The organism is Streptomyces sp. CNT372, from assembly GCF_000377145.1.
Genome location: NZ_KB897797.1, coordinates 17,166 through 37,643 on the forward strand (window position 1 = coordinate 17,166; position 20,478 = coordinate 37,643).

Genomic DNA, 20,478 nt, shown 5'->3' on the forward strand with positions numbered 1-20,478 from the left:
GAAACGTCATGGCAACCAAGGTCACGTCATTCGCCGAGATCCAGCCGGAGTTCGAACGGTACGTCCGGGAGATCGTCTACTGCTCGCTGATCACGGTGGACCGGAAGGGCCGCCCCCGGGCCCGCGTCCTGCTGCCGATCTGGGAGGTCGTGGACGGCCGGCCGGTCGGCTGGCTCGCCGCGTACAAGACCCCGGTGAAGACGGCGCACATCAAGAACAACCCGCATGTCACCTGTTCCTACTGGAGCCCCCGGCAGAACTGCGTCTTCACCGACTGCGAGGCCGAATGGGCCGAGGACCGGAAAGTGAAGAACGACGTGTGGGAGCTGTACCGCAAGGGCAGCCCCGCCGGGGTCGGATACGACCCCGCGCGGTACTGGTCCGGCGGCCCCGAAGACCCCGAATTCGGCCTGCTGCGCATGGATCCCTTCCGTGTTCAGGTCGTACGCGGACAGGACCTGAGGAGCAAGATCTGGCAGCCCTGAACCGTGCTCCTCAGCCCGTAACAACGTCACCATGAGAAAGGGAAAGTGATGTCTGCAGACAGCAGCACGTCCGACTTCACAGGAATCGACAGAGGCGGCCCCGGGGAGGTGGACCAGGAGCGCAAGAGCGGTGCGGCTGCCGCCGCCTCCGCCGCCGCGCAGAACCTCGACCCGCGGCGCTGGAAGGCGCTCGCCGTCCTGTGCACCGCGTTCTTCATGATGCAGCTCGACGCGCAGATCGTGCTCCTCGCGCTGCCGTCCATCCAGGCCGACCTGGCGCTCACCGCCAGCGGCGCGCAGTGGGTGATGAGCGCCTACCTGCTGACCTTCGGCGGTCTGCTGCTCCTCGGCGGACGCTCCGCGGACCTGCTGGGCCGCCGCCGGATGTTCGTCATCGGCATGGCCCTGTTCCTGTTCTCCTCGCTCCTCGCCGGTCTGGCGTGGAACGGCGAGATCATGATCCTCGGCCGGGTGGGCCAGGGCATCTCGGCGGCGATCGTCGCCCCGACCGCGCTGTCCATCCTGATCTCCACGTTCACCGACGGCAAGGAGCTGAACAAGGCCCTCGCCATCTGGGCGGCCAACGGCGCCGGCGGCGCCATGGCGGCCCTGCTGGTCGGCGGCCCGATCAACGACACCCTCGGCTGGGAGTGGATCTTCTTCATCAACATCCCGGTCGCCATCGTGGTGATCGCCCTGGCCCCGCGCCTGCTGAAGGAGAGCAAGGGCGCCACCGGCACCAGGTCCTTCGACACCCTCGGCGCGGTCACCATCACCGTGGCCCTGGTGGCGTTCATCTACGGCGTCGTCGAGGCCCCGGCCATCGGCTGGACCGACGCCCGCACGGTCGGCCTGCTCGTCGGTGCGGCGGTCCTCATCGCGCTCTTCGTCGTCATCGAGAAGCGCGCCAAGGCCCCGCTGGTGCCGCTGGAGCTGTTCCGCTCCCGCAACCTCGTCGGCGGCAACGTCGTGATGCTGCTGATCGGCATGGTGACCTTCGGCGCGGTGCTGGTGATCTCCCTCTACGCGCAGCAGGTCCTCGGCTACACCGCCCTGGTCTTCGGTCTGAGCACCGTCGTCTACACCGTGATGTCGGTGACCGGTTCGCAGATCGGCTCGCGCATCATCACCAAGTACGGCTTCCGCAAGCTCGGCGTGGTCTCCACCGTCCTGATGGGCGTCGGTGTGCTGCTGCTGACCCAGGTCTCGGTGGACGGCAGCTACTTCGCCGACCTGTTCTGGGGTCTGCTGATCTTCGGCTTCGGTCTCGGTCTCGGCTTCGTCGCCGTCTCCATCGCCGCCCTGACCGGCATCCCCGAGGAGAGCTCCGGCATCGCCTCCGGCATCAACACGGCCGCCTTCCAGATGGGTGGTGCCCTCGGTACGGCCGTCGCCTCCGCGGTGACGATCCAGTACACCACGGGCGGGGAGAAGCTCGAAGCCCTGACCAACGGCTTCCAGGCCGGCTTCGTCGCCCTGGCGATCCTGGCCGCGGCCAGCGTCGTCGTCACCCTGCTGCTGTTCAAGCCCCCCAAGGAGGAGGCCGGCAGCGGCGCCGAGCAGAACGCGGTGCCGCACTCCGGGCTCTGAGCCGGCCCCGCCGAGGACCGCACCCGATGGGCCGCCCGAACCGGGCGGCCCATCACCCGTCGCCGCCCCCCGGCGGCGGCCCGTCACCCGGCGCCGCCCCCCGGCGGCTGCCCGTCACCCGTCGCCGTCCACCCCCTCCGGGCGGCGCCGGCACCGACCGACCACCCCCGCGCCCCGGCGGCGCAGAAGGAGTACCACCCATGACAGCGTGGGACATGGACCGAGTCGTCGACAGCCCCAACCCCGCCGTGGCCGAGCACGTCCAGCGCTATCTGCGCACCGGCGGCGCCAGCGGCTACCACGAGGGCGGCATGACCAACCTGCTGCTCACCACCGTGGGCCGCAAGACCGGCGCCCTGCGCCGCACCGGCCTGTTCTTCGGCTACGACGGCGACCGCTACGTCCTCATCGCCTCCGACATGCAGGGCGGCCCCGCCCACCCCTCCTGGTACCTCAACCTGGACGCCCACCCGGAGGTCCACGTCCAGGTGAAGGCGGACACCTTCCTGGCGACCGCCCGGACCGCGGTGGGCGAGGAGCGGGAAAGGCTCTGGAAGCTGATGACGACACACGTTCCGGCGTACAACCACTACCAGGCGAACTCGACCCGCTTCGGGCGGCAGATTCCCGTCGTCGTACTGGAGCGAATTCCCTAGCGGACGGGTCGTGAACAGGCTCGGAATCACCGGCCGCGCAATCTCTCCCGAACCGTGAACGGGCCGATTGCGAAGGCGTTTTCGGTTACTCCCAGATGGACGTTCGATTGGTTGTCCCCGGATAGCGTGAATCGTCCACAGGCGGCAACTCGTCATTCAGGAGACCGAATTGAGCAACGATTTCGATGCCATTGTCATCGGCGCCGGATTCGCGGGCATCACCGCCGCCCGCGAGCTGACCGCCAAGGGCCGGCGGACCCTCCTCCTGGAGGCCCGGGACCGCATCGGCGGCCGCGTCTACACGGAGCGGTTCGCCGGCCAGACCATCGAACTGGGCGGGGCCTGGGTGCACTGGACCCAGCCGCACGTGTGGGCCGAGATGACCCGCTACGGCATAGGCACCGTCCCCGACGTCGACCCGGAGATAGCGATCTTCCCCCAGCCGGACGGCTACCGCGCCTTCCCCGCCGAGGAGGCGTTCGCCCGTCAGCACGAGCTGCTCACCCGGCTCTTCGCCGACGCCGACGAGTACTTCCCCTACCCGCACGAGCCGCTGCGCGCCACGGAGCGGCTCGCCCGGGCGGACAAGCTCTCGCTGCACGACGCCATCAAGAACCTGGACCTCTCCCCGGAGGACGAGGGCCTGCTCACGGGTCTCGCCTCGGGCGAGTCCGGGGGCCGTGCCGCCCGCGGCGCGCTCACCATGACCGGGCACTGGTGGGCCCTCGGGAACCTGGAGCACATCGGGTTCCACGAGATCTTCACCCACCGCCTGGAGAACGGCATGATCAAGCTCGCGGAGGCGATGCTCGCCGACGCGAGCGCCGAACTGCGCCTGAACACCGCGGTCGCCTCGGTCGAGGACGACGGCACCACGGTCCGGGTCACCACCCGCGACGGGCAGGTGTTCACCGCCGCCTCCGCGGTCGTGGCCGTCCCGGTCAACGTCTGGAAGAACATCGACTTCCGGCCCGGTCTGCCCCAGGAGTTCACCGACGCCTCCACCGAGGGCATCGGCGTGCCCAACGCCGTCAAGCTCGCCCTGCACATCCGCGGCGACTTCGGCCCGGTGTACGCCCAGTCCGAGGAAGGGGCCCCGATGGTGGGCCTGTTCGCGCACCGGGTCCTCGACGACGGCCAGCTCGTGGTCGGCTTCATCGTCGAGGACGACGTCGACCCGGACGACTTCCAGCAGGTCGAGGCGGCCGTGAAGCTCCTCGAACCGCGGGCCGAACTGGTCGACTACACGTACCACGACTGGGGCCGGGACGAGTTCTCCCAGGGCGGCTGGGCCTACCGCCAGCCCGGCCAGCTCTCCCAGCTCCTCGGCCCGATCCAGCAGCCGCAGGGACGCCTCGCCTTCGCCAACGGCGACATGTCCAAGGGCTGGAGCGGCTGTGTCGACGGCGCGATCGAGACGGGCCTCACGGCGGCCCGCCATGTGAACTCGGTCATCGGCTGACCCCTGCCGACGGCCGAGCCGGGCGGTGGACCCCTGCCGCCCGGCCTCCGCCGGCTCCCGGTCCTTCCCCCGGCCGGGAGCCGGCGCCCCCCACCTCCACGCCCACCCCCACTCCCACCCCCGTAACCCTTCGATTCCTCCCCTTCCGGACAAGGAGCACCCGTGAGCACGTACGCAGGCAAGAAGGCCGTCGTCACCGGCGGCACCCACGGCATGGGCCTGGCCACCGCCAAGGCGCTGATCGCCGGCGGCGCCGAGGTCCTGGTCACCGGCCTGAACGAGCGCAACATCGAGGCCGCCCGCGCCGAACTCGGCCCGGCCGCCCATGTCGTGCGCTCGGACGCCACCGACCTGGCCGACATCAAGGCCCTGGCCGCCGAGGCCGAGGCCAAGCTCGGCCGGATCGACTTCGTCCACGTCAACGCCGGCTTCGCGCAGGTCGAGCCGTTCGACACGGTCGACGAGGCGACCTACGACAAGACCTTCGCGGTCAACACCAAGGGCGCCTTCTTCACCGTCCAGGCCCTGCTGCCGCTGCTGAACGACGACAGCGCCCTGGTGTTCACCACGGCCGTCGCGGACGGCACCGGCACCCCCGGCATGAGCACCTTCTCCGGCGCGAAGGCCGCCGTCCGCGCCTTCGCCCAGGTCCTCGCCGCGGAGCTGCTGCCCCGCCGCATCCGGGTCAACGTGGTGAGCCCCGGCTTCATCAAGACGCCGACGATGGGCGTCGCCACCGTCACGGACGAGGAGCGCGCCCAGTTCGAGAAGGAGGGCCGCGAGCTGACCCCGCTGGGCCGCGTCGGCACCCCCGAGGAGGTCGCCCGGGCCGCGCTGTTCCTCGGCTTCGAGGCCACCTTCACCACCGGCATCGAGGTCGCGGTGGACGGCGGTATCGCCCAGGGACTGGTGCCGCTGCCGCAGTAGCCCCCGTCGCGGCGGGTGCACGGAGGCCGCCGTCCGTGGGGGACGGCGGCCTCACCCGTGGGCCTGTACGGCAACGCCGGACGCGGTCGATCATGGACTCCACGGCAACCGCGCCGACAGGGGGGACACCACCGCATGAGCACGCACCCACCGGCCCCGACCGGGCCCGGCCCCAGCGCCTCGGCCCTTCGCATCGGCGCGCTCGTCCCGCTCACCCGCCCCGGCTGGACCGAGGCGGGCCGCCATCTGCTCGCCGGGCTCGAACTGGCCGCCCGCGAGACCAACGCCGCGGGCGGGATCGACGGCCGGCCGGTCGAACTCCTGGTCCGGGACACGGCGGCCGACCCGCAGCGGGCCGCCCGGGCGGTGGACGAGCTGGACCGCCTCGGCGTGGTGGCCCTGGCGGGGGAGTACCACAGCGTCACGGCCCGCGCCGTCGCCGCCCGCGCGGAAGACCTCGGCCTGCCGTTCCTCTGCTCCTCGGCCGTCCTCGACGCCCTGACCGACGCACCCGCACACGGTGTCGCCCGCCTCTGCCCGCCGCAGTCCCACGGCTGGCGGATCTACGCGGACTTCCTCCTCGGCGCGGGCCACCGCCGCATCGCGGTGGCGGCCCAGCCCAGCGTCTACTGGGCCGCCGGCATCCGCGTCCTGCACGAGCACCTCACCCCGCACGGCGGCGGCGTCCTCGAACTCGGCGCCGAAGCGGGGGCGGTGTGCGAGGCCCTCGCGGAGGGCGGCGCGACGGCCCTCCTGCTGCTGGCCGGGCACCCGGAACCGGCCGCGCCGATCGCCACGGCCGTCCGCCGCGACCCCCGGCTGACCGGGGTCCTCGTCGGCGCGCCCGCCGGGCAGCCGGAGTTCGCCCCCTGGGCGGCCCTCCCGGACGGAGCCGGTGCGGGCATCCCGTTCCTGCGCTACCTCCCCGCACACCTCGGCCCCCTCGGCGCGCGGGTCGATACCGCTCTGCGCGCGAGCCTGGGCGAGGCCCCCTCCTTCGTCGCCTTCGAGGGGTACGACACGGTCGCCGTCCTCGCCGAGGCGCTGCGCGCCCACGGCCCGGACCGGCCGCGGATCGCCGCGTCCTGGGCGGGGCTCGCGGTGACGGGCACCCGGGGCGCGATCCGCTTCTCCCGCGCGCCGGGGACCGGCGTCTGGCAGGCGTACCCGCCGCCGGTCCAGGTGACCGACCGCGACCCGGCGGCGCCGGACCGCTTCCGGGTCCTGCACACCGGCTGAGCCCCGGCCCCTCGCATCTCGCGCCCCTCAGCCGTACTCCTGCCGGCTGCGGGCGTTCACCTCGGCGACGAGCGCGTGCAGCAACTCGTCCTGACTCAGGTCCCGGACGCGGGCCGGGTCCGCGTCCCACTGCGGTCCGCCGCCCAGCGGCCGGAGGCGGACGGCGTCCGCGTCGGCGGCCGTGATCCGGCCGACGAGGCCGCGGTCCTCGTCCAGGACGGCGTCCCCGACCCCGGGGGCGTCCTCGCCGCTCACGCCCCGGCCCCCCGGCTGATCACCTGGGCGAGCAGATGGGCCACGGGCGCGGAGCACACGCCGAGGTGGACGAGCGCGTACCGGGCGTCGTCCTCGCGGTCGTCCGCCCAGGGCGTCCGGACGTCCATGGCGGGGAGCTGCACCCCGGCCCGGCTGAGCGCGACGGCGAGCGCGTCCCGGGCGTCGTGGGCTTCCTGGAGCTTGGCGGGGATGTCGGAGGTCATGGCCCCGAGCATGGGCCCGGACCGAACCGTCAGGTCCGTGGACGCGGGGGTGACTCCCCGTCATGCGGCGTCGTTCCACACCTTCCACACCGGCCACGCTCCCTCCGCCCGCGCGATTCGTTGATCCCAGGACCCGGCCGCACCGCGTGGAATACGTTCCGGGGTGTGGCCCCGTGCACGTCCCGGAGGGAGCGGCATGCCGCAACGACGCGTCATCACCGGCCGGAGCCAGGAACCCCGCCAGCGGTTCGCCGAGGAACTGCGGACCTTACGCGCGGCGAGCGGCATCAGCCTGCGCGCCCTCGGTGAACGACTGGGCTGGGACTGGTCGTTGTTCGGCAAGATGGAGAAGGGCGAGACCCTGGGCAGCCCGGAGGTCGCCCAGGCGCTCGACACGCACTACGGGACGCCGGGGCTGCTGCTGGCGCTGTGGGAGCTGGCGGCGGGGGACAAGTCGCAGTTCAAGGAGCGGTACCGCAAGTACATGACCCTGGAGTCCGAGGCCGTGAGCCTGTGGCACTTCGCGGTGAGCGCCCTGCCGGGCCTGCTCCAGACCGGCGCTTACGCACGGGAGTTGCTGGCGGCGGGTGGCCTCCGGGGCAAGGAGCTGGACCAGCAGGTCGAGGCGCGGCTCGGACGGCAGCTCCTGCTGGAGGGCGAGGACGCCCCACCGTTCCGCACCATCCTGTCGGAGGCGGCCCTGCGGACGGCGCTCCGGGACGACCATTCCTGGCGCGCGCAGCTCGCCCATCTGGCAGCGGCCGCCGAGCGGTCGAACGTGACCCTCCAAGTCCTGCCCCAACGAGCGGGGTTGCACGGACTGTCGAGCACGGACGTCTGGTTCCTGCGGCTTCCGAGCGGGCGTACCGTGGCGTACACGGAGCATGATTTCGGCGGGGAGCTGTTCGAGGACAGCGCCGTGGTGGAGCGCATGCAGCGTGCGTACGATGCGATGCGTGACCTGGCGCTCTCGCCCGTCGAGTCGCAGAAGCTCGTTCTGACCCTGTTGGAGGAACTACCGTGCGATCCATCGACCTGAGCGCTGCGACCTGGCGCAAGAGCAGCCACAGCAACTCGGACGGCGGGGCCTGCGTCGAGGTCTCCGACGACTTCGCCACCGTCGTCCCGGTCCGCGACAGCAAGCTCGCGAGCGGCCCCGTGCTCGTTTTCCCGGCGGGGAACTGGTCCTCCTTCGTCGGCGCGCTGCGGGACGGACAGTTCGGCCTCTGATCCTGCAAGGTGACGGCCTCGCGTTCGGGTTCACCGAGGGCTCTCGTCGGCGAGCATCCCGCGAACTGTGCCTTCGCCCTGACCATGCTGGAGGAATCATCGTGCGAACCATCGACCTGAGCGCTGCGACCTGGCGCAAGAGCAGCCACAGCAACCAAGACGGCGGGGCCTGTGTCGAGGTCTCCGACGACTTCGCCACCGTCGTCCCGGTCCGTGACAGCAAGCTCGCGGGCGGCCCGGCCCTCGTCTTCCCCGCCGTCGGCTGGGCCGCGTTCGTCGGCGCCCTCCGCGAAGGGCAGCTCGGCGGCTGAAGCCTCACCGCGACGGCCCCGCGCTCCGACTCGCGAGTCGGAGCGCGGGGCCGTCGCCGTATCCGGTACCGGCACAGCACCGCCGGTACCGGAAGACCACCTGACACCCGCTACAGGGTTCACCCCCGCTGGGCAGGCCGGACACCGGCCTGCCCAGCGGGGCTTTTCCGACATCTGCACATGCCTGCCACCGGCTCCGTGGTGAGGCCGAGGGAGCGAACGATGACCACAAACGGGGAACCAACAGGCCTGCGGATCTCAGGCCTGCACTACCGCCTGGGCGACCGCGTACTCCTGGACGGCGTCGACCTGACCGTCGAACCGGGCGAGTCCGTTGCCGTCACGGGGCCCAGCGGCTCCGGCAAGTCCACGCTGCTCATGTGCGCCCTCGGCCTGGTCGAGCCCGACGAGGGCACCGTAAGTGTTCACGGTGCCCGGCTGACCGGGGTACCGGCCCGGCACCTCGCCCGGATACGGCGGGCGCACATAGGGGTGGTCTTCCAGTTCGGAGAGCTTCTGCCCGAACTGACTCCTGTGGAGAACGTCGCCCTCCCCGTCCTGCTCGACGGCGGGAACCACCATGACGCCTACCGGCGCGCCGCCGAACTGCTGACGGAGCTCGGAGTGCCTCACGGAACGACCCCCACCGGCATGCTCTCCGGCGGAGAGCGGCAGCGTGCCGCCGTGGCCCGCGCCCTCATCACCAACCCGCACGTCCTTCTCGCCGACGAGCCGACAGGAGCCCTGGACCCGGAGGCCCGGGGAGCAGTCGCCGATCTCCTCTTCACCGCCGCCCGCGAACGTCGCTGCGCCCTGCTCGTCGTCACTCACGATCCATCGATCGCCGGCCGTGCGGATCGCACCCTCCAACTGGCGAACGGGCTCCTGACCGACACCCTGGACGGGGCGCACGCATGAGCACCGTCCCCCCGCACACGACCGGCTCCGTCGCTTCCCCCGGACACCCGCGCAAGCGCCTCTGGTGGCAGCTGACACGCATGGGCTTCACAGCCGGCCGCGGCACCCCCGGAGACCGACTGCGGTTCTGGGCACTGTTCGCCGCGGCAGCCTCCGTCGCGTTCGTGGTCCTCGCAGGGGTCGCCGCCGCCGCCACCTACGACGGCCGTGAGGCCCGGAGCCAGGCCAGGGGGCCCGTGCTCACCGAACGGGCCCAGGACGCCGTCGCGCTGTGGAGGGAGGGCCTGGACATGGTGGGCGAGGTCCAGCACAGCGTGATCTACGTCCACCCCCTGAAGGCCGCCACTCCGCCCCCGCCCGGCCTCACACGCTGGCCCGCTCCGGGTGAAGCCGTGCTGTCACCCGAGCTTGAACGGCTGGGAGCCAAGGAGAACATCACCAGCCGGTACGGACGTCATGCCGGAACCATCGGCGCAAGCGGCCTCGTCTCTCCCTCCGAGCGATTCGCCTACGTCCGGCCTCTCCAGGCCCCCGACGCCCGACAGCGAGAGTCCTGGTTCCCGATCGATGGGTTCGGTCAGCCGTACCCCATGGGCGAGATCCTGGACTCACGGCCGCTCTCACATGTACTGCTCTCCCTGGGTGCGCTCACTGGTGTGCCCGCGGTCGCGCTGTTGGTCGTCGCTGCCCGCGTGGGCTCCCGCACCCGCGACCGCCGCAGCGGCTTGCTCCAGTCGCTGGGCGGCACGTGGAGGCACCGCGCACTGGTGAATGCCGGTGAGGCGGCACTGCCGGTCGCGACCGGGACGCTGGCGGCCGTCCTGCCGATGCTTGTGGCCTGCTCCGTGGACCTGCGGATTCCCGGCACCGGGTACCTGCTGAACAGTGAGGACCTGCAAGGAGCCTGGCCCGCGGCCGTCGGCGCGCTGGCACTGTCGTTCGTCCTCACCCTCGGGGCGGTCATCGCGCTCCACCGTGTCCAGCGAGACGGTACTGCCACCCGTCCCCGAAGCTTCGCTTCCAGCATCCCGCGGTGGCGGCTGGCCGGCTGTGGCGTGGGCATTGGCGTCGTCGCCCTGAGCCAGTACCTCGGAGGCACCTCGGGGCTTGCCGCCTTCGTCGTCGGCACGGTCGCCATGTGGGCCTTCCTGCCCTCGGTGGCCGCCGCGACGTGCAAGCGACTGGGAGCGGCGCTTGCCGCTCGCGGCTTCGGTGCCGGAAGGCCCGGGCAACTGATCGGAGGACGCTGGACAGCTGCCCACCCCGGTGTCGTCGTCCGCCTCGTTCTCGCCATGATCATCGGACTGGGGCTGATCAGCCAACTGCAGGTGTGGAACAGCCGACTCGGTGAACAGGCAGCCGCGGCGCGCAGTTCACAGGCCCGCGTCGGCGACACCGTCCTGACCGTCAGAAGCGGCGACGTCACCGGGCCGGACGTCGCGCGCCTGGAGGGTGCTCTCCCAGCAGGCGCACGCCTCCTGACGATGACCACCGGTGACGCCCCTCTGCTCCAGGGAACCTGCGCCGTGCTCCGCACCCTTGCTCTCGACTGCCCCACCACCCCGGCGACGGCCTCGGGCGGCGATCGACGTGTCGGCGAGATCAGGAAGTGGTACGGCTCCCGACTGCAGATCCAGGCAACCCCCACGACCCCGCCCCCGGACCCGGTCCACGGAACGCTGGTAGCGGTCACCGACGCCCCGGGCCAAGGGCCCGCGATCAAACAGGCGGCGTACACCGTCGTCCCCGCCGTGAACGTCGAGTCCCTCGGCGAGAACTGGGTCGCCGGCTCCGCCACCAAGGCTCGGCTGAACAACTGGGTGCTGCTGTTCGGTTCGGCCGGGCTCGCCCTCCTCCTGCTGGCCGGCGGCATGAGCGCCGCCGCCGAGTTCGTCAGGGTCCGCCACGTCCTCGCACCCCTGGCGGTGCTGACGGGCCATCACGGAGTGTTCAGATCCGTGGCGTTCTGGCACCTGACCGTCCCCCTGCTGATCTCCGCCGTCCTCGCGGCCGCCGTCACCGCCTGGCACTCCGTGTTCTTCGTCGCCGTCGTCCAGGAGGGCAGCTTCTCCTGGACCGTCCTTGGCTGGGCACTGGTCGGCTGCGCGCTCCTGGCGGCAGCCGTCGGCGCCCTGGGCAGCCGGTCCGCCGTGCGAGCCGCCGGGCACTGGCGGCCCGCGGCGGACTGAGCCCGGTCGGCGCGCCCCCCGCTGCCGGCCCCCGGCGGCCGGGGGCCGCCTCGCCCGCTCCGACACCGGGTGCGAGATACCCCGCCCGCTCCGCCCGGAAGAGCATCATTTGTCGTGGATCACGGCCCCCGCGCCCCGGCCTCCGGCCAGGCCGCGCGGCGGCCGTCCGCACACGACCCCTACACGAGGAGAAGCCGGTATGTCGGGACGCATCGCGGTGGGAGTGGACGGCTCCGAGGAGAGTGCGGCGGCGGTGGACTGGGCGGCGGACGAGGCCGCCCTCCGCGGGGCGGAGCTGCGCCTGGTGAACGCCTCGCTCTGGCAGGAGCACGCCGTCGTCGCCGTCCGGCCCGCCCGGGACGTCCGCGCCCAGCGGGCGCGGGACCTCCTCGCCGCCATGAACGAGCGGGCCCGGTCCCGCCGGAGCGGAATCGCCGTCAGCGAGGAGGAGGTGGAGGACGCGCCGGCCACCGTGCTGGTGTCCGCCTCCAGGGACGCCGAGATGGTGGTGCTCGGCTCCCTCGGCCTCGGCACCACCGCCGGCTTCACCGCCGGGTCCGTGGGACAGGAGGTCGCGGCGGGTGCGCACGGCCCCGTCGTCCTGGTGCGGGGGAGCGCGCCGCAACGCGGCGGTCGCGTCGTCGTGGGCGTGGACCTCCGGTCCGCCGGTGAGGAACCGCTGCGCTTCGCCTTCGACTTCGCGGCCCGCCGCTCCGTGCCGCTCCGGGTCGTGCACACCTGGCACCTGACGCCGCTGCACCCGCACAAGGAGGAGGGCACCGAGGCGGCGAGGGAGGCACTGAGCGAGGCGGTGCGCCCCCATCGTGAGCGGTTCCCGAACGTGGAGGTCGAGGTGGAGGCCCGCGCCGGCCGGGCGGCCGTGCACCTGGCCGAGGAGGCGGCCGGAGCCGGGATCGTGGTCGTGGGGCGGCGCACGGCGGCGCGCGGGAACCACCTCGGCGCCACCGCCCACGCGATGATCCACCATGCCGCCTGCCCGGTCGCCGTCGTCCCGCACACCTGACCCGCGGGGCCCGGGGCGGGGCCGCCGGGCACCCCTCCCCGGCCGGCCGGGGCCGTCGCCGCCGCGCCCGGTCGCCGCGGGCATGCGGCCACCGCCGCGCCCGGGCCGTCGCCCGCGGGCATGCGGCCACCGGCGTTGTGACGTGTACTGGAAGGGCAGATGTCGCGATGAGATCGGACCGCTGCCCATGACCGATCAGGACACGACCGATCAGGACACGCTGCCGGTGAACGCCATTCGCGGCCGGTGCACGGCTGCCGTCCGGCAGGCCGGTCCGGGACACTCCCCCGACCTCCGTGCGCCTCGCCCCCGTGGCGTACACAGGGCGGCGGTGGTGGCCGCGTCCCGCCCCGCGGGACCCCCGGTGGCCGCGTCCCGCCCCGAAGGACCCCGTCGCGGCCCGCCGCACGACCGCGTCCGAGCGGCGCGCGGCGTACGGAGGAAAGCCACCACGACGCGACGGGGAGGCACACCGTGACCACCAGCACCCCCATGCAGCTCGGCATGGTCGGGCTCGGACGCATGGGCGCCAATCTGGTACGCCGCCTCATGCGCGACGGCCACACCTGCGTGGTGTACGACCTGGACCCCGGCGCCGTCCGCGAGCTGGAACAGGAGGGAGCCGTCGCGGCCACCTCCCTGCAGGACCTCGCCGGGCGTCTCGACCGGCCGCGGAACATCTGGCTGATGCTCCCCGCGGGCGTCGTCCAGCGCACCGTCGACGAACTGGCCGGGCTCCTCGACACCGACGACACCGTGATCGACGGCGGCAACTCGTACTACCGCGACGACATCGCCCGCTCCCGCCGGCTCGCCCCGCAGGGCGTGCACTACGTCGACTGCGGGACGTCCGGAGGCGTCTGGGGCCTGGAGCGCGGCTACTGCCTGATGGTCGGCGGCGACGAGACGGCGGTCCGGCGCCTCGATCCGCTGCTGCGCACCATCGCCCCGGGCAGGGGCAGCGCGGAGCCCACCCCGGGCCGGACCGCGACCACCGGCACGGCCCCCGAGGGCTACCTGCACTGCGGGCCCAGCGGTGCGGGCCACTTCGTGAAGATGGTCCACAACGGCGTGGAGTACGGAATGATGGCGGCCATCGCCGAGGGCCTGAGCATCATCCGCCACGCCGACGCCGGTCTGGGCGAGCGGACGGTCGACGCGGAGACCGCCCCGCTGCGCGACCCGGAGGCCTACGCCTACGAGATCGACGTCGCCGAAGTGGCCGAGGTCTGGCGGCGCGGCTCGGTGGTCGGTTCCTGGCTGGTCGACCTGGTCGCCGACGCGCTGGCCCGTTCGCCCGGGCTGGAGGGCTTCGCCGGCCGGGTGTCCGACTCCGGAGAGGGCCGCTGGACGGTCCTGGCGGCGGTGGACGAGAGCGTACCCGCACCCGTGATCACCGCTGCCCTGTACGAGCGGTTCGGCTCGCGCGGGCTGGGCGAGTTCACGGGGAAGGTGCTGTCGGCGATGCGGGGCGAGTTCGGCGGGCACGCCGAGAAGGCGGACTGAACCGTGCCGCGCCCCAGCCCGGCGACGGACCGCGGCACCCGCCCGGACGACCACGTGGTCGTGATCTTCGGCGCGACCGGGGACCTGGCCCGCCGCAAGCTGCTGCCCGGGCTGTTCCACCTGGCCCACGCCGGGCTGATGCCGCAGCGCTACCGGATCGTGGGCTCGGCCCCCGCCGCCGCCCTCGGCGACGAGGAGTTCCGCGCCCACGCCCGCGAGGCGGTCACCGAGTTCGGCCGGAGCGAGCCGCGGGGCGAGGCCTGGGAGACGTTCGAGGCGGCGCTCTCCTTCGGCGCCGCCGACCCGGCGGACCCCCGGCCCCTGCTCGACGCCGTGCGACGGGCGGAGGAGTCGCTCGGCGGACGTCCGGGGCGGCTGTGCCACCTGGCGGTGCCGCCGGCCGCGTTCGCCTCCGTCGTCCGGCTCCTCGGCGAAACGGGGCTGGCCGAGGGCACGCGCGTGATCGTGGAGAAACCGTTCGGCACCGACCTGCCGTCGGCCCGGTCCCTGGACGCCACGCTCCACGCCGTCTTCGACGAGTCCAGGATCTTCCGCATCGACCACTTCCTCGGCAAGGAGTCGGTGGACAACATCCTCGCCCTGAGGTTCGCCAACGGCATGTTCGAACCCGTCTGGAACCGGGACCACATCAGCCATGTGCAGATCGACGTCCCGGAACGAATCGGGATCGAGGGACGGGCGGGGTTCTTCGAAGGCACCGGCACCTTCCGGGACATGATCGTCACTCATCTCTTCCAGCTCCTGGGGTTCGTGGCGATGGAACCCCCCACCTCCCTCACGGCGCGGGTGCTGCGGGACGAGAAGGAGAAGGTCTTCCAGTCGCTGCGGCCGATCGACCCCGCCCACGTCGTGCGCGGCCAGTACACGGGCTACCGCGACGAGCCGGGGGTGGACCCGCACTCGGACACCGAGACCTTCGCGGCCCTGCGCGTCGAGCTGGACAACTGGCGCTGGGCGGGGGTGCCGTTCTTCCTCCGGTCCGGCAAGTCCCTCGCCCAGGGGCGGCACATGGTGACCCTGGGCTTCCGCGAACCCGTGCTGCGGATGTTCGACACCGGCACCGGGACCGGCACCGGCATGGACCACCCGCACGGCAACGCCCTGGCGATCGACTTCGACGACCCGGGCAGCATCACCGCCCGCTTCCGGACCAAGCGGCCCGGACCCGCGATGCGCCTGGAGCAGGCCGAGATGGTCTTCGGCTACGCGGGCTCCTTCGACGAGGCGCACGCGCTGGAGGGGTACGAGCGGCTGATCCTGGACGCCATGCTGGGCGACCAGTCCCTGTTCACCCGCTCCGACGGCATCGAGCGCCTGTGGGAGGTGGCCACCCCGCTGCTGGAGGAACCTCCGCCCGTCGAGCCCTACCGGCCGGGCTCCTGGGGGCCGGAGGGGATCGACCGGCTCATCGCGCCGTACCGGTGGAGCCTCCCGGACCGGTGAGCACCGGTGCGTGCGGCGACGCGCCCCCCTTCCGGCCGCGTTGCTCCGGATGCCGCCCGGGCCTCCACCGGGCGGGTTCCCTTCCGGCGCGGCGCTCGGGCGTCCTCCCGCCGCGGCCCGCCCCTCGCTCCTAGCCTCGTCGGCATGCTGGGGCTTCCTGACCATGTACGTGTCTGTCTGTTCGACCTCGACGGGGTGCTCACCCGGACCGCGAAGGTGCACGCGGCCGCCTGGAAGGAGATGTTCGACGGCTACCTCCGTGCTCGCGCGGAGCGCGAGAAGGGCGCGTTCACGCCCTTCGACGCGGTCGGCGACTACGACGAGTACGTCGACGGCCGGCCGCGCGAGGACGGCGTGCGCACCTTCCTCGCGGCGCGCGGGATCCAGCTTCCCGAGGGGTCGCCGGACGACCCGCCGGACGCCGAGACCGTGAACGGGCTCGGCACCCGCAAGAACGCCCTGGTGCTGCGCCGGATCCGGGAGGACGGTGTGGAGCCCTTCGAGGGGTCGGTGCGCTACGTCCACGCGGTGCGTGCCGCCGGGCTGCGGTGCGCCGTGGTGTCCTCCAGCGCCAACTGCCGGGACGTGCTGGCGGCGGCCGGGATCGAGGACCTGTTCGACGAGCGCGTCGACGGAGTGGTGGCCCGCGAGCGGGGGCTGCGCGGCAAGCCAGCCCCCGACACCTACCTGGAGGGCGCCCGCGTCCTTCGGGCCACGCCCGCCGAGGCGGCGGTCTTCGAGGACGCGCTGGCCGGCGTCGAGGCCGGGCGGGCCGGGGGCTTCGGCCTGGTCGTCGGCGTCGACCGGGTGGGGCAGGCCGAGCGCCTGGGATCGCACGGCGCCGACGTGGTGGTCCGCGACCTGTCCGAACTTCTGGAGCCGTGATGATCACCCACACCTCCTTCGCCGTCGAGCCGTGGTGCCTGCGCGAGAGCGAGCTGAACCTGGACGTGCTGGCGCAGAGCGAGTCGGTCTTCGCCCTCTCCAACGGACACATCGGCTGGCGCGGCAACCTCGACGAGGGCGAGCCGCACGGGCTGCCGGGCGCCTATCTCAACGGCGTCCACGAGCGGCATCCGCTGCCGTACGCGGAGGCCGGATACGGCTATCCGGAGTCCGGGCAGACGATGATCAACGTCACCGACGGGAAGGTCGTCCGGCTGCTCGTCAACGACCACCCCTGCGACCTGCGTTACGGCCGGCTGCTGGAGCACGAGCGGGTGCTGGACTTCCGCACCGGGGTGCTCGCCCGGACCGCGCGCTGGACCACGCCCGGCGGTCACACCGTCCGCATCACCTCCCGGCGCCTGGTCTCGTTCACCCAGCGGGCCGTGGCGGCGCTCGTGTACGAGGTGGAGCCGCTCGGCGGCCCGGCCACGGTGGCCGTGCAGTCCGAGCTCGTCGCCAACGAGCAACTGCCGCACACCGAGGGGGATCCGCGCGTGGCGGCGGTGACCCAGTCCCCCCTGGTGCCCGAGGAGCACTTCGCCGAGGACACCCGGCTGCGGCTGGTGCACCGTACCGAGCGCAGCGGGCAGCGGGTGGGCGCGGCCGCCGACCACCTCGTCGAGGGGCCCGACGGCACCCGGTGGACGGCCCAGAGCGAGCCGGACGTCAGCCGTCTGACGGTGACCGCGGACCTGGTCCCCGGGCAGCGCCTGCGGCTGGTGAAGTTCGTCGCCTACGGCTGGTCCGCGGAGCGCTCGCTGCCGGCGGTGCACGACCAGGTCGACGGCGCGGTCGCCGCGGCACTCAGCGCCGGCTGGGACGGGCTGGTCGCGGAGCAGCGGGCCTTCCTGGACCGCTTCTGGGCGGGCGCGGACGTCGAGGTGGAGGGCGACGCCCAGATCCAGCAGGCGGTGCGGTTCGCCCTCTTCCACGTGCTCCAGGCGGCGGCCCGCGGGGAGGAGCGCGCGATCCCCGCCAAGGGGCTGACCGGAACGGGGTACGACGGCCACTCCTTCTGGGACACCGAGTCCCTCGTCCTGCCGGTGCTCACCTGCACCGCCCCGCAGACCGTGGCCCCCGTGCTGCGGTGGCGGCACCGGACGCTGCCGGCCGCCCGGCAGCGCGCGGCGCAACTGGGCCTGGCGGGAGCTGCGTTCCCCTGGCGGACCATCGACGGTGCGGAGTGCTCGGCGTACTGGCCGGCCGGGACGGCGGCCTTCCACGTCAACGCCGACATCGCCATGGCCGTCGTCCGGTACGTGCGGGTGACCGGCGACGAGGACTTCGAGCGGGCCGAGGGGCTGGAGCTGCTGGTCGAGACGGCCAGGCTCTGGCGGTCCCTCGGCCACCACGACGCCGGGGGCGTCTTCCACATCGACGGCGTCACCGGGCCCGACGAGTACAGCGCGGTCGCCCGGGACAACCTCTACACCAACCTGATGGCCCGCCGGAACCTGCGGGCCGCGGCGGACGCGGCGGTCCGCCACCCGGACCGGGCCGAGGAACTCGGCGTCGACGAGGAGGAGGCCGCCTCCTGGCGGGATGCCGCGGACGGCATGGCGGTGCCGTACAACGAGTCCCTGGGCGTCCACGAGCAGTCGGCCGGCTTCACCCGCCTCCAGCGCTGGGACTTCGACGCGACCCCGCCCGAGCACTACCCCCTGCTGCTCCACTACCCCTACTTCGACCTCTACCGCAAGCAGGTCGTCAAGCAGGCCGACCTGGTGCTGGCGATGATGGAGTGTCCGGAGGAGTTCACCGACGAGGAGAAGGCGCGCAACTTCGCCTACTACGAGCCCCTGACCGTCCGGGACTCGTCCCTGTCGGCGTGCTGCCAGGCGGTGCTCGCCGCCGAGACCGGGCACCTGGGGCTCGCCTACGCCTACCTCCGCGAGGCCGGACTGATGGACCTGGCGGATCTGGAGCACAACACCCGCGACGGGATCCACATCGCCTCGCTCGCCGGGGCCTGGATCGCGCTGGTCGTCGGCTTCGGGGGGATGCGCCGGCACGGTGGGGAGGGCGGGGAGCCGGACCGTCTGGGCTTCGCGCCGCGCCTGCCCGAGGCGCTGACCCGGGTGGTGTTCACCGTGACGGTGCGGGGGCGCAGGCTGAAGGTGGACATCACCTCCGCGGGAGTGCGGTACGCGCTGCTGGAGGGCGAGCCGCTGGAGGTGCTGCACCACGGGGAGCCGGTGACCGTGGCCGTCGGTTCACCGGCGGACCGCCCGGTGCCCCAGGTGCCGGCCCGCCCGGAGCCGCAGCAGCCGCGGGGCAGGCGACCGGCCGGACTGACGGACGCGGACGAGACCCCGGGAGGGGCCCGGGACCAGGGCCCCGTTTCCTAGGCGCCCGTGACCGGACGGGTTCACGTGCCCGCCCGCCCGGTCACGGCACCGGGCCGTGTCGGGCACCTTCCGCCCGGCCATCCTGCGGGCGGACCGTGTGCCGGACACCTCCTAGCCGAGCCCGCCCCCGCGCCAGGTCCGGGGCCCGTCGAAGCCGGTCGAGCGCTCGGGGCGTCTCCAGCGGGCGACCGCACGCTGGCGGCGGGAGACGTCGTCCGGCTCGGCGCCCGCCGCGGCCGTGCCGGCGAGCAGTACGGCGGTCAGCGCGGCCAGTTCGTCCGGGGTGGGTGCGCCCCGGTGGACCCGGATCAGGTGTGCGTCGTGCGTCTCGCTCATCGTCGTGCTCCCTTCTCGTGCGTCTCCCGCAGGGCTACTGCGGCGGGTTGCCGTGCTTGCGGCGCGGCAGGTCCGCGTCCTTGGAGTGCAGCATCGCCAGCGCCCGGGCGAGGACCGAGCGGGTGTCGCGCGGGTCGATCACGTCGTCCACGAGGCCGCGTTCGGCCGCGTAGTACGGGTGGACCAGCTCGGAGCGGTACTCGGCGATCTTCTGCCGCCGCATCTCCTCCGGGTCGTCCGCGGCGGCGATCTCCCGCCGGAACACCACGTTCGCGGCGCCCTCCGCGCCCATGACCGCGATCTCGTTCGTGGGCCAGGCGAGGGCGATGTCCGCGCCGATGGAGCGGGAGTCCATGACGATGTACGCGCCGCCGTACGCCTTGCGCAGGACCAGCGAGATACGCGGGACCGTCGCGTTGCAGTACGCGTACAGCAGCTTCGCGCCACGCCGGATGATGCCGTTGTGCTCCTGGTCCACGCCCGGCAGGAAACCGGGCACGTCGACCAGGGTGACCAGCGGAATGTTGAACGAGTCGCAGAACTGGACGAAGCGCGCGCCCTTCTCGCTCGCCTTGATGTCCAGGACCCCGGCGAACGCGGCCGGCTGGTTGGCGACGATGCCGACCACCTGGCCGTCGATCCGGGCGAAGGCGCACACCAGGTTGGTCGCCCAGGCGGCGTGCACCTCCATCGACTCCCCGTCGTCGACCAGCTCCTCGATCACCTTGCGGATGTCGTAGGCGCGGTTGCCGTCGGCCGGGACCAGGTCCAGGAGGGAGTCGCCCGGGCGGTCGGCGGGGTCCTCGCTCAGCGCGGAGGGCGGCAGTTCGCGGTTGTTGGACGGCAGCAGGGAGAGCAGATAGCGCACCTCGTTCAGGCAGGTCTCCTCGTCGTCGTAGACGAAGTGCGCGACGCCGCTGGTCTCGGCGTGCACGTCCGCGCCGCCGAGCCCGTTCTGGGTGATCTCCTCGGCGGTGACCGCCTTGACGACGTCCGGGCCGGTGATGAACATCTGCGAGGTCTCGCGGACCATGAACACGAAGTCCGTGAGGGCCGGGGAGTACGCGGCGCCGCCCGCGCAGGGGCCGAGCATCACGCTGATCTGCGGGATGACCCCGGAGGCACGGGTGTTGCGCTGGAAGATCCCGCCGTACCCGGCGAGGGCCGAGACGCCCTCCTGGATACGCGCGCCCGCGCCGTCGTTCAGGGAGACCAGCGGCGCACCGGCCGAGATGGCCATGTCCATGATCTTGTGGATCTTGGTGGCATGGGCCTCGCCCAGCGCACCGCCGAAGATCCGGAAGTCGTGCGCGTAGACGAAGACCGTCCGGCCCTCGACCGTCCCCCACCCGGTGATCACACCGTC

The 20,478-nt window shown here is 72.8% G+C and carries 20 protein-coding genes; 16 read left to right on the forward strand and 4 right to left on the reverse strand.

Annotation, left to right across the window (positions count from 1 at the left end; translation table 11 throughout):
* The first annotated feature begins 8 nt into the window (after positions 1-8).
* The 6 genes from C593_RS0127880 (at position 9) to C593_RS0127905 (ending at position 6,359) form a co-directional block, all read left to right on the forward strand.
* Positions 9-485, forward strand: coding sequence for a pyridoxamine 5'-phosphate oxidase family protein (locus C593_RS0127880; protein WP_018850617.1), 477 nt, complete (start codon positions 9-11; stop codon positions 483-485).
* A 48-nt stretch (positions 486-533) separates the two neighbouring features.
* Entirely contained in the window at positions 534-2,075 is a 1,542-nt protein-coding gene (locus tag C593_RS0127885; protein WP_106434782.1) for a DHA2 family efflux MFS transporter permease subunit, read from the forward strand.
* A gap of 200 nt (positions 2,076-2,275) precedes the next feature.
* Positions 2,276-2,731 (forward strand): nitroreductase family deazaflavin-dependent oxidoreductase, encoded by a 456-nt coding sequence (locus C593_RS0127890; RefSeq protein ID WP_106434783.1) that lies wholly within the window; start codon positions 2,276-2,278, stop codon positions 2,729-2,731.
* A gap of 169 nt (positions 2,732-2,900) precedes the next feature.
* Positions 2,901-4,193 carry an NAD(P)/FAD-dependent oxidoreductase gene (locus tag C593_RS0127895; RefSeq protein ID WP_018850620.1) on the forward strand — a complete coding sequence of 431 codons (1,293 nt, stop codon included), beginning with the start codon at positions 2,901-2,903 and terminating at the stop codon, positions 4,191-4,193.
* A 162-nt stretch (positions 4,194-4,355) separates the two neighbouring features.
* Positions 4,356-5,120, forward strand: coding sequence for an SDR family oxidoreductase (locus C593_RS0127900; protein ID WP_018850621.1), 765 nt, complete (start codon positions 4,356-4,358; stop codon positions 5,118-5,120).
* Between the two features lie 135 nt (positions 5,121-5,255).
* Positions 5,256-6,359, forward strand: a complete 1,104-nt coding sequence (locus C593_RS0127905; RefSeq protein ID WP_018850622.1) for an ABC transporter substrate-binding protein — start codon at positions 5,256-5,258, stop codon at positions 6,357-6,359.
* Between the two features lie 27 nt (positions 6,360-6,386).
* On the opposite strand, the gene C593_RS0127910 is transcribed toward C593_RS0127905, so the two are convergent.
* Both C593_RS0127910 and C593_RS0127915 read right to left on the reverse strand, forming a co-directional pair.
* Positions 6,387-6,614, reverse strand: a complete 228-nt coding sequence (locus tag C593_RS0127910; RefSeq protein ID WP_018850623.1) for a hypothetical protein — start codon at positions 6,612-6,614, stop codon at positions 6,387-6,389.
* Entirely contained in the window at positions 6,611-6,838 is a 228-nt protein-coding gene (locus tag C593_RS0127915) for a hypothetical protein (RefSeq protein ID WP_486591200.1), read from the reverse strand. Before C593_RS0127915 ends, C593_RS0127910 begins: the two co-directional genes overlap by 4 nt.
* Positions 6,839-7,034: 196 nt before the next feature.
* Between C593_RS0127915 and C593_RS0127920 the strand changes: the two genes are divergently transcribed.
* The 10 genes from C593_RS0127920 to C593_RS0127965 all read left to right on the forward strand — a co-directional run bounded on the left by C593_RS0127920 (position 7,035) and on the right by C593_RS0127965 (position 18,776).
* Positions 7,035-7,877, forward strand: coding sequence for a Scr1 family TA system antitoxin-like transcriptional regulator (locus C593_RS0127920; protein ID WP_018850625.1), 843 nt, complete (start codon positions 7,035-7,037; stop codon positions 7,875-7,877).
* Positions 7,859-8,068 (forward strand): DUF397 domain-containing protein, encoded by a 210-nt coding sequence (locus tag C593_RS0127925; protein ID WP_018850626.1) that lies wholly within the window; start codon positions 7,859-7,861, stop codon positions 8,066-8,068. The genes C593_RS0127920 and C593_RS0127925 overlap by 19 nt, the downstream gene beginning before the upstream one ends.
* Positions 8,069-8,169: 101 nt before the next feature.
* Positions 8,170-8,379 (forward strand): DUF397 domain-containing protein, encoded by a 210-nt coding sequence (locus tag C593_RS0127930; RefSeq protein ID WP_018850627.1) that lies wholly within the window; start codon positions 8,170-8,172, stop codon positions 8,377-8,379.
* Between the two features lie 222 nt (positions 8,380-8,601).
* Positions 8,602-9,297 (forward strand): ABC transporter ATP-binding protein, encoded by a 696-nt coding sequence (locus C593_RS0127935; RefSeq protein WP_018850628.1) that lies wholly within the window; start codon positions 8,602-8,604, stop codon positions 9,295-9,297.
* Positions 9,294-11,486, forward strand: coding sequence for an ABC transporter permease family protein (locus C593_RS0127940; protein WP_018850629.1), 2,193 nt, complete (start codon positions 9,294-9,296; stop codon positions 11,484-11,486). Before C593_RS0127935 ends, C593_RS0127940 begins: the two co-directional genes overlap by 4 nt.
* Positions 11,487-11,685: 199 nt before the next feature.
* The gene (locus tag C593_RS0127945) at positions 11,686-12,510 is read left to right on the forward strand and encodes a universal stress protein (RefSeq protein WP_018850630.1); all 825 of its coding nucleotides are present in this window, start codon (positions 11,686-11,688) and stop codon (positions 12,508-12,510) included.
* A 474-nt stretch (positions 12,511-12,984) separates the two neighbouring features.
* Positions 12,985-14,016, forward strand: coding sequence for a phosphogluconate dehydrogenase (NAD(+)-dependent, decarboxylating) (gene gnd / locus C593_RS0127950; RefSeq protein WP_018850631.1), 1,032 nt, complete (start codon positions 12,985-12,987; stop codon positions 14,014-14,016).
* Positions 14,017-14,019: 3 nt separating this feature from the next.
* Positions 14,020-15,480 (forward strand): glucose-6-phosphate dehydrogenase, encoded by a 1,461-nt coding sequence (gene zwf / locus C593_RS0127955; protein WP_018850632.1) that lies wholly within the window; start codon positions 14,020-14,022, stop codon positions 15,478-15,480.
* Between the two features lie 144 nt (positions 15,481-15,624).
* A complete protein-coding gene (locus C593_RS0127960; protein ID WP_026278142.1) occupies positions 15,625-16,365 on the forward strand; it encodes a beta-phosphoglucomutase family hydrolase in 741 nt (246 codons plus the stop codon).
* Positions 16,365-18,776 (forward strand): glycosyl hydrolase family 65 domain-containing protein, encoded by a 2,412-nt coding sequence (locus tag C593_RS0127965; RefSeq protein WP_018850634.1) that lies wholly within the window; start codon positions 16,365-16,367, stop codon positions 18,774-18,776. The genes C593_RS0127960 and C593_RS0127965 overlap by 1 nt, the downstream gene beginning before the upstream one ends.
* 111 nt (positions 18,777-18,887) lie before the next feature.
* On the opposite strand, the gene C593_RS0127970 is transcribed toward C593_RS0127965, so the two are convergent.
* Both C593_RS0127970 and C593_RS0127975 read right to left on the reverse strand, forming a co-directional pair.
* Complete coding sequence (locus C593_RS0127970) at positions 18,888-19,112, reverse strand: acyl-CoA carboxylase epsilon subunit (protein WP_018850635.1); 225 nt, start codon at positions 19,110-19,112, stop codon at positions 18,888-18,890.
* Between the two features lie 34 nt (positions 19,113-19,146).
* Positions 19,147-20,478 (reverse strand): acyl-CoA carboxylase subunit beta (locus tag C593_RS0127975; RefSeq protein WP_018850636.1); only part of this gene is annotated, 1,332 nt, incomplete at its 5' end.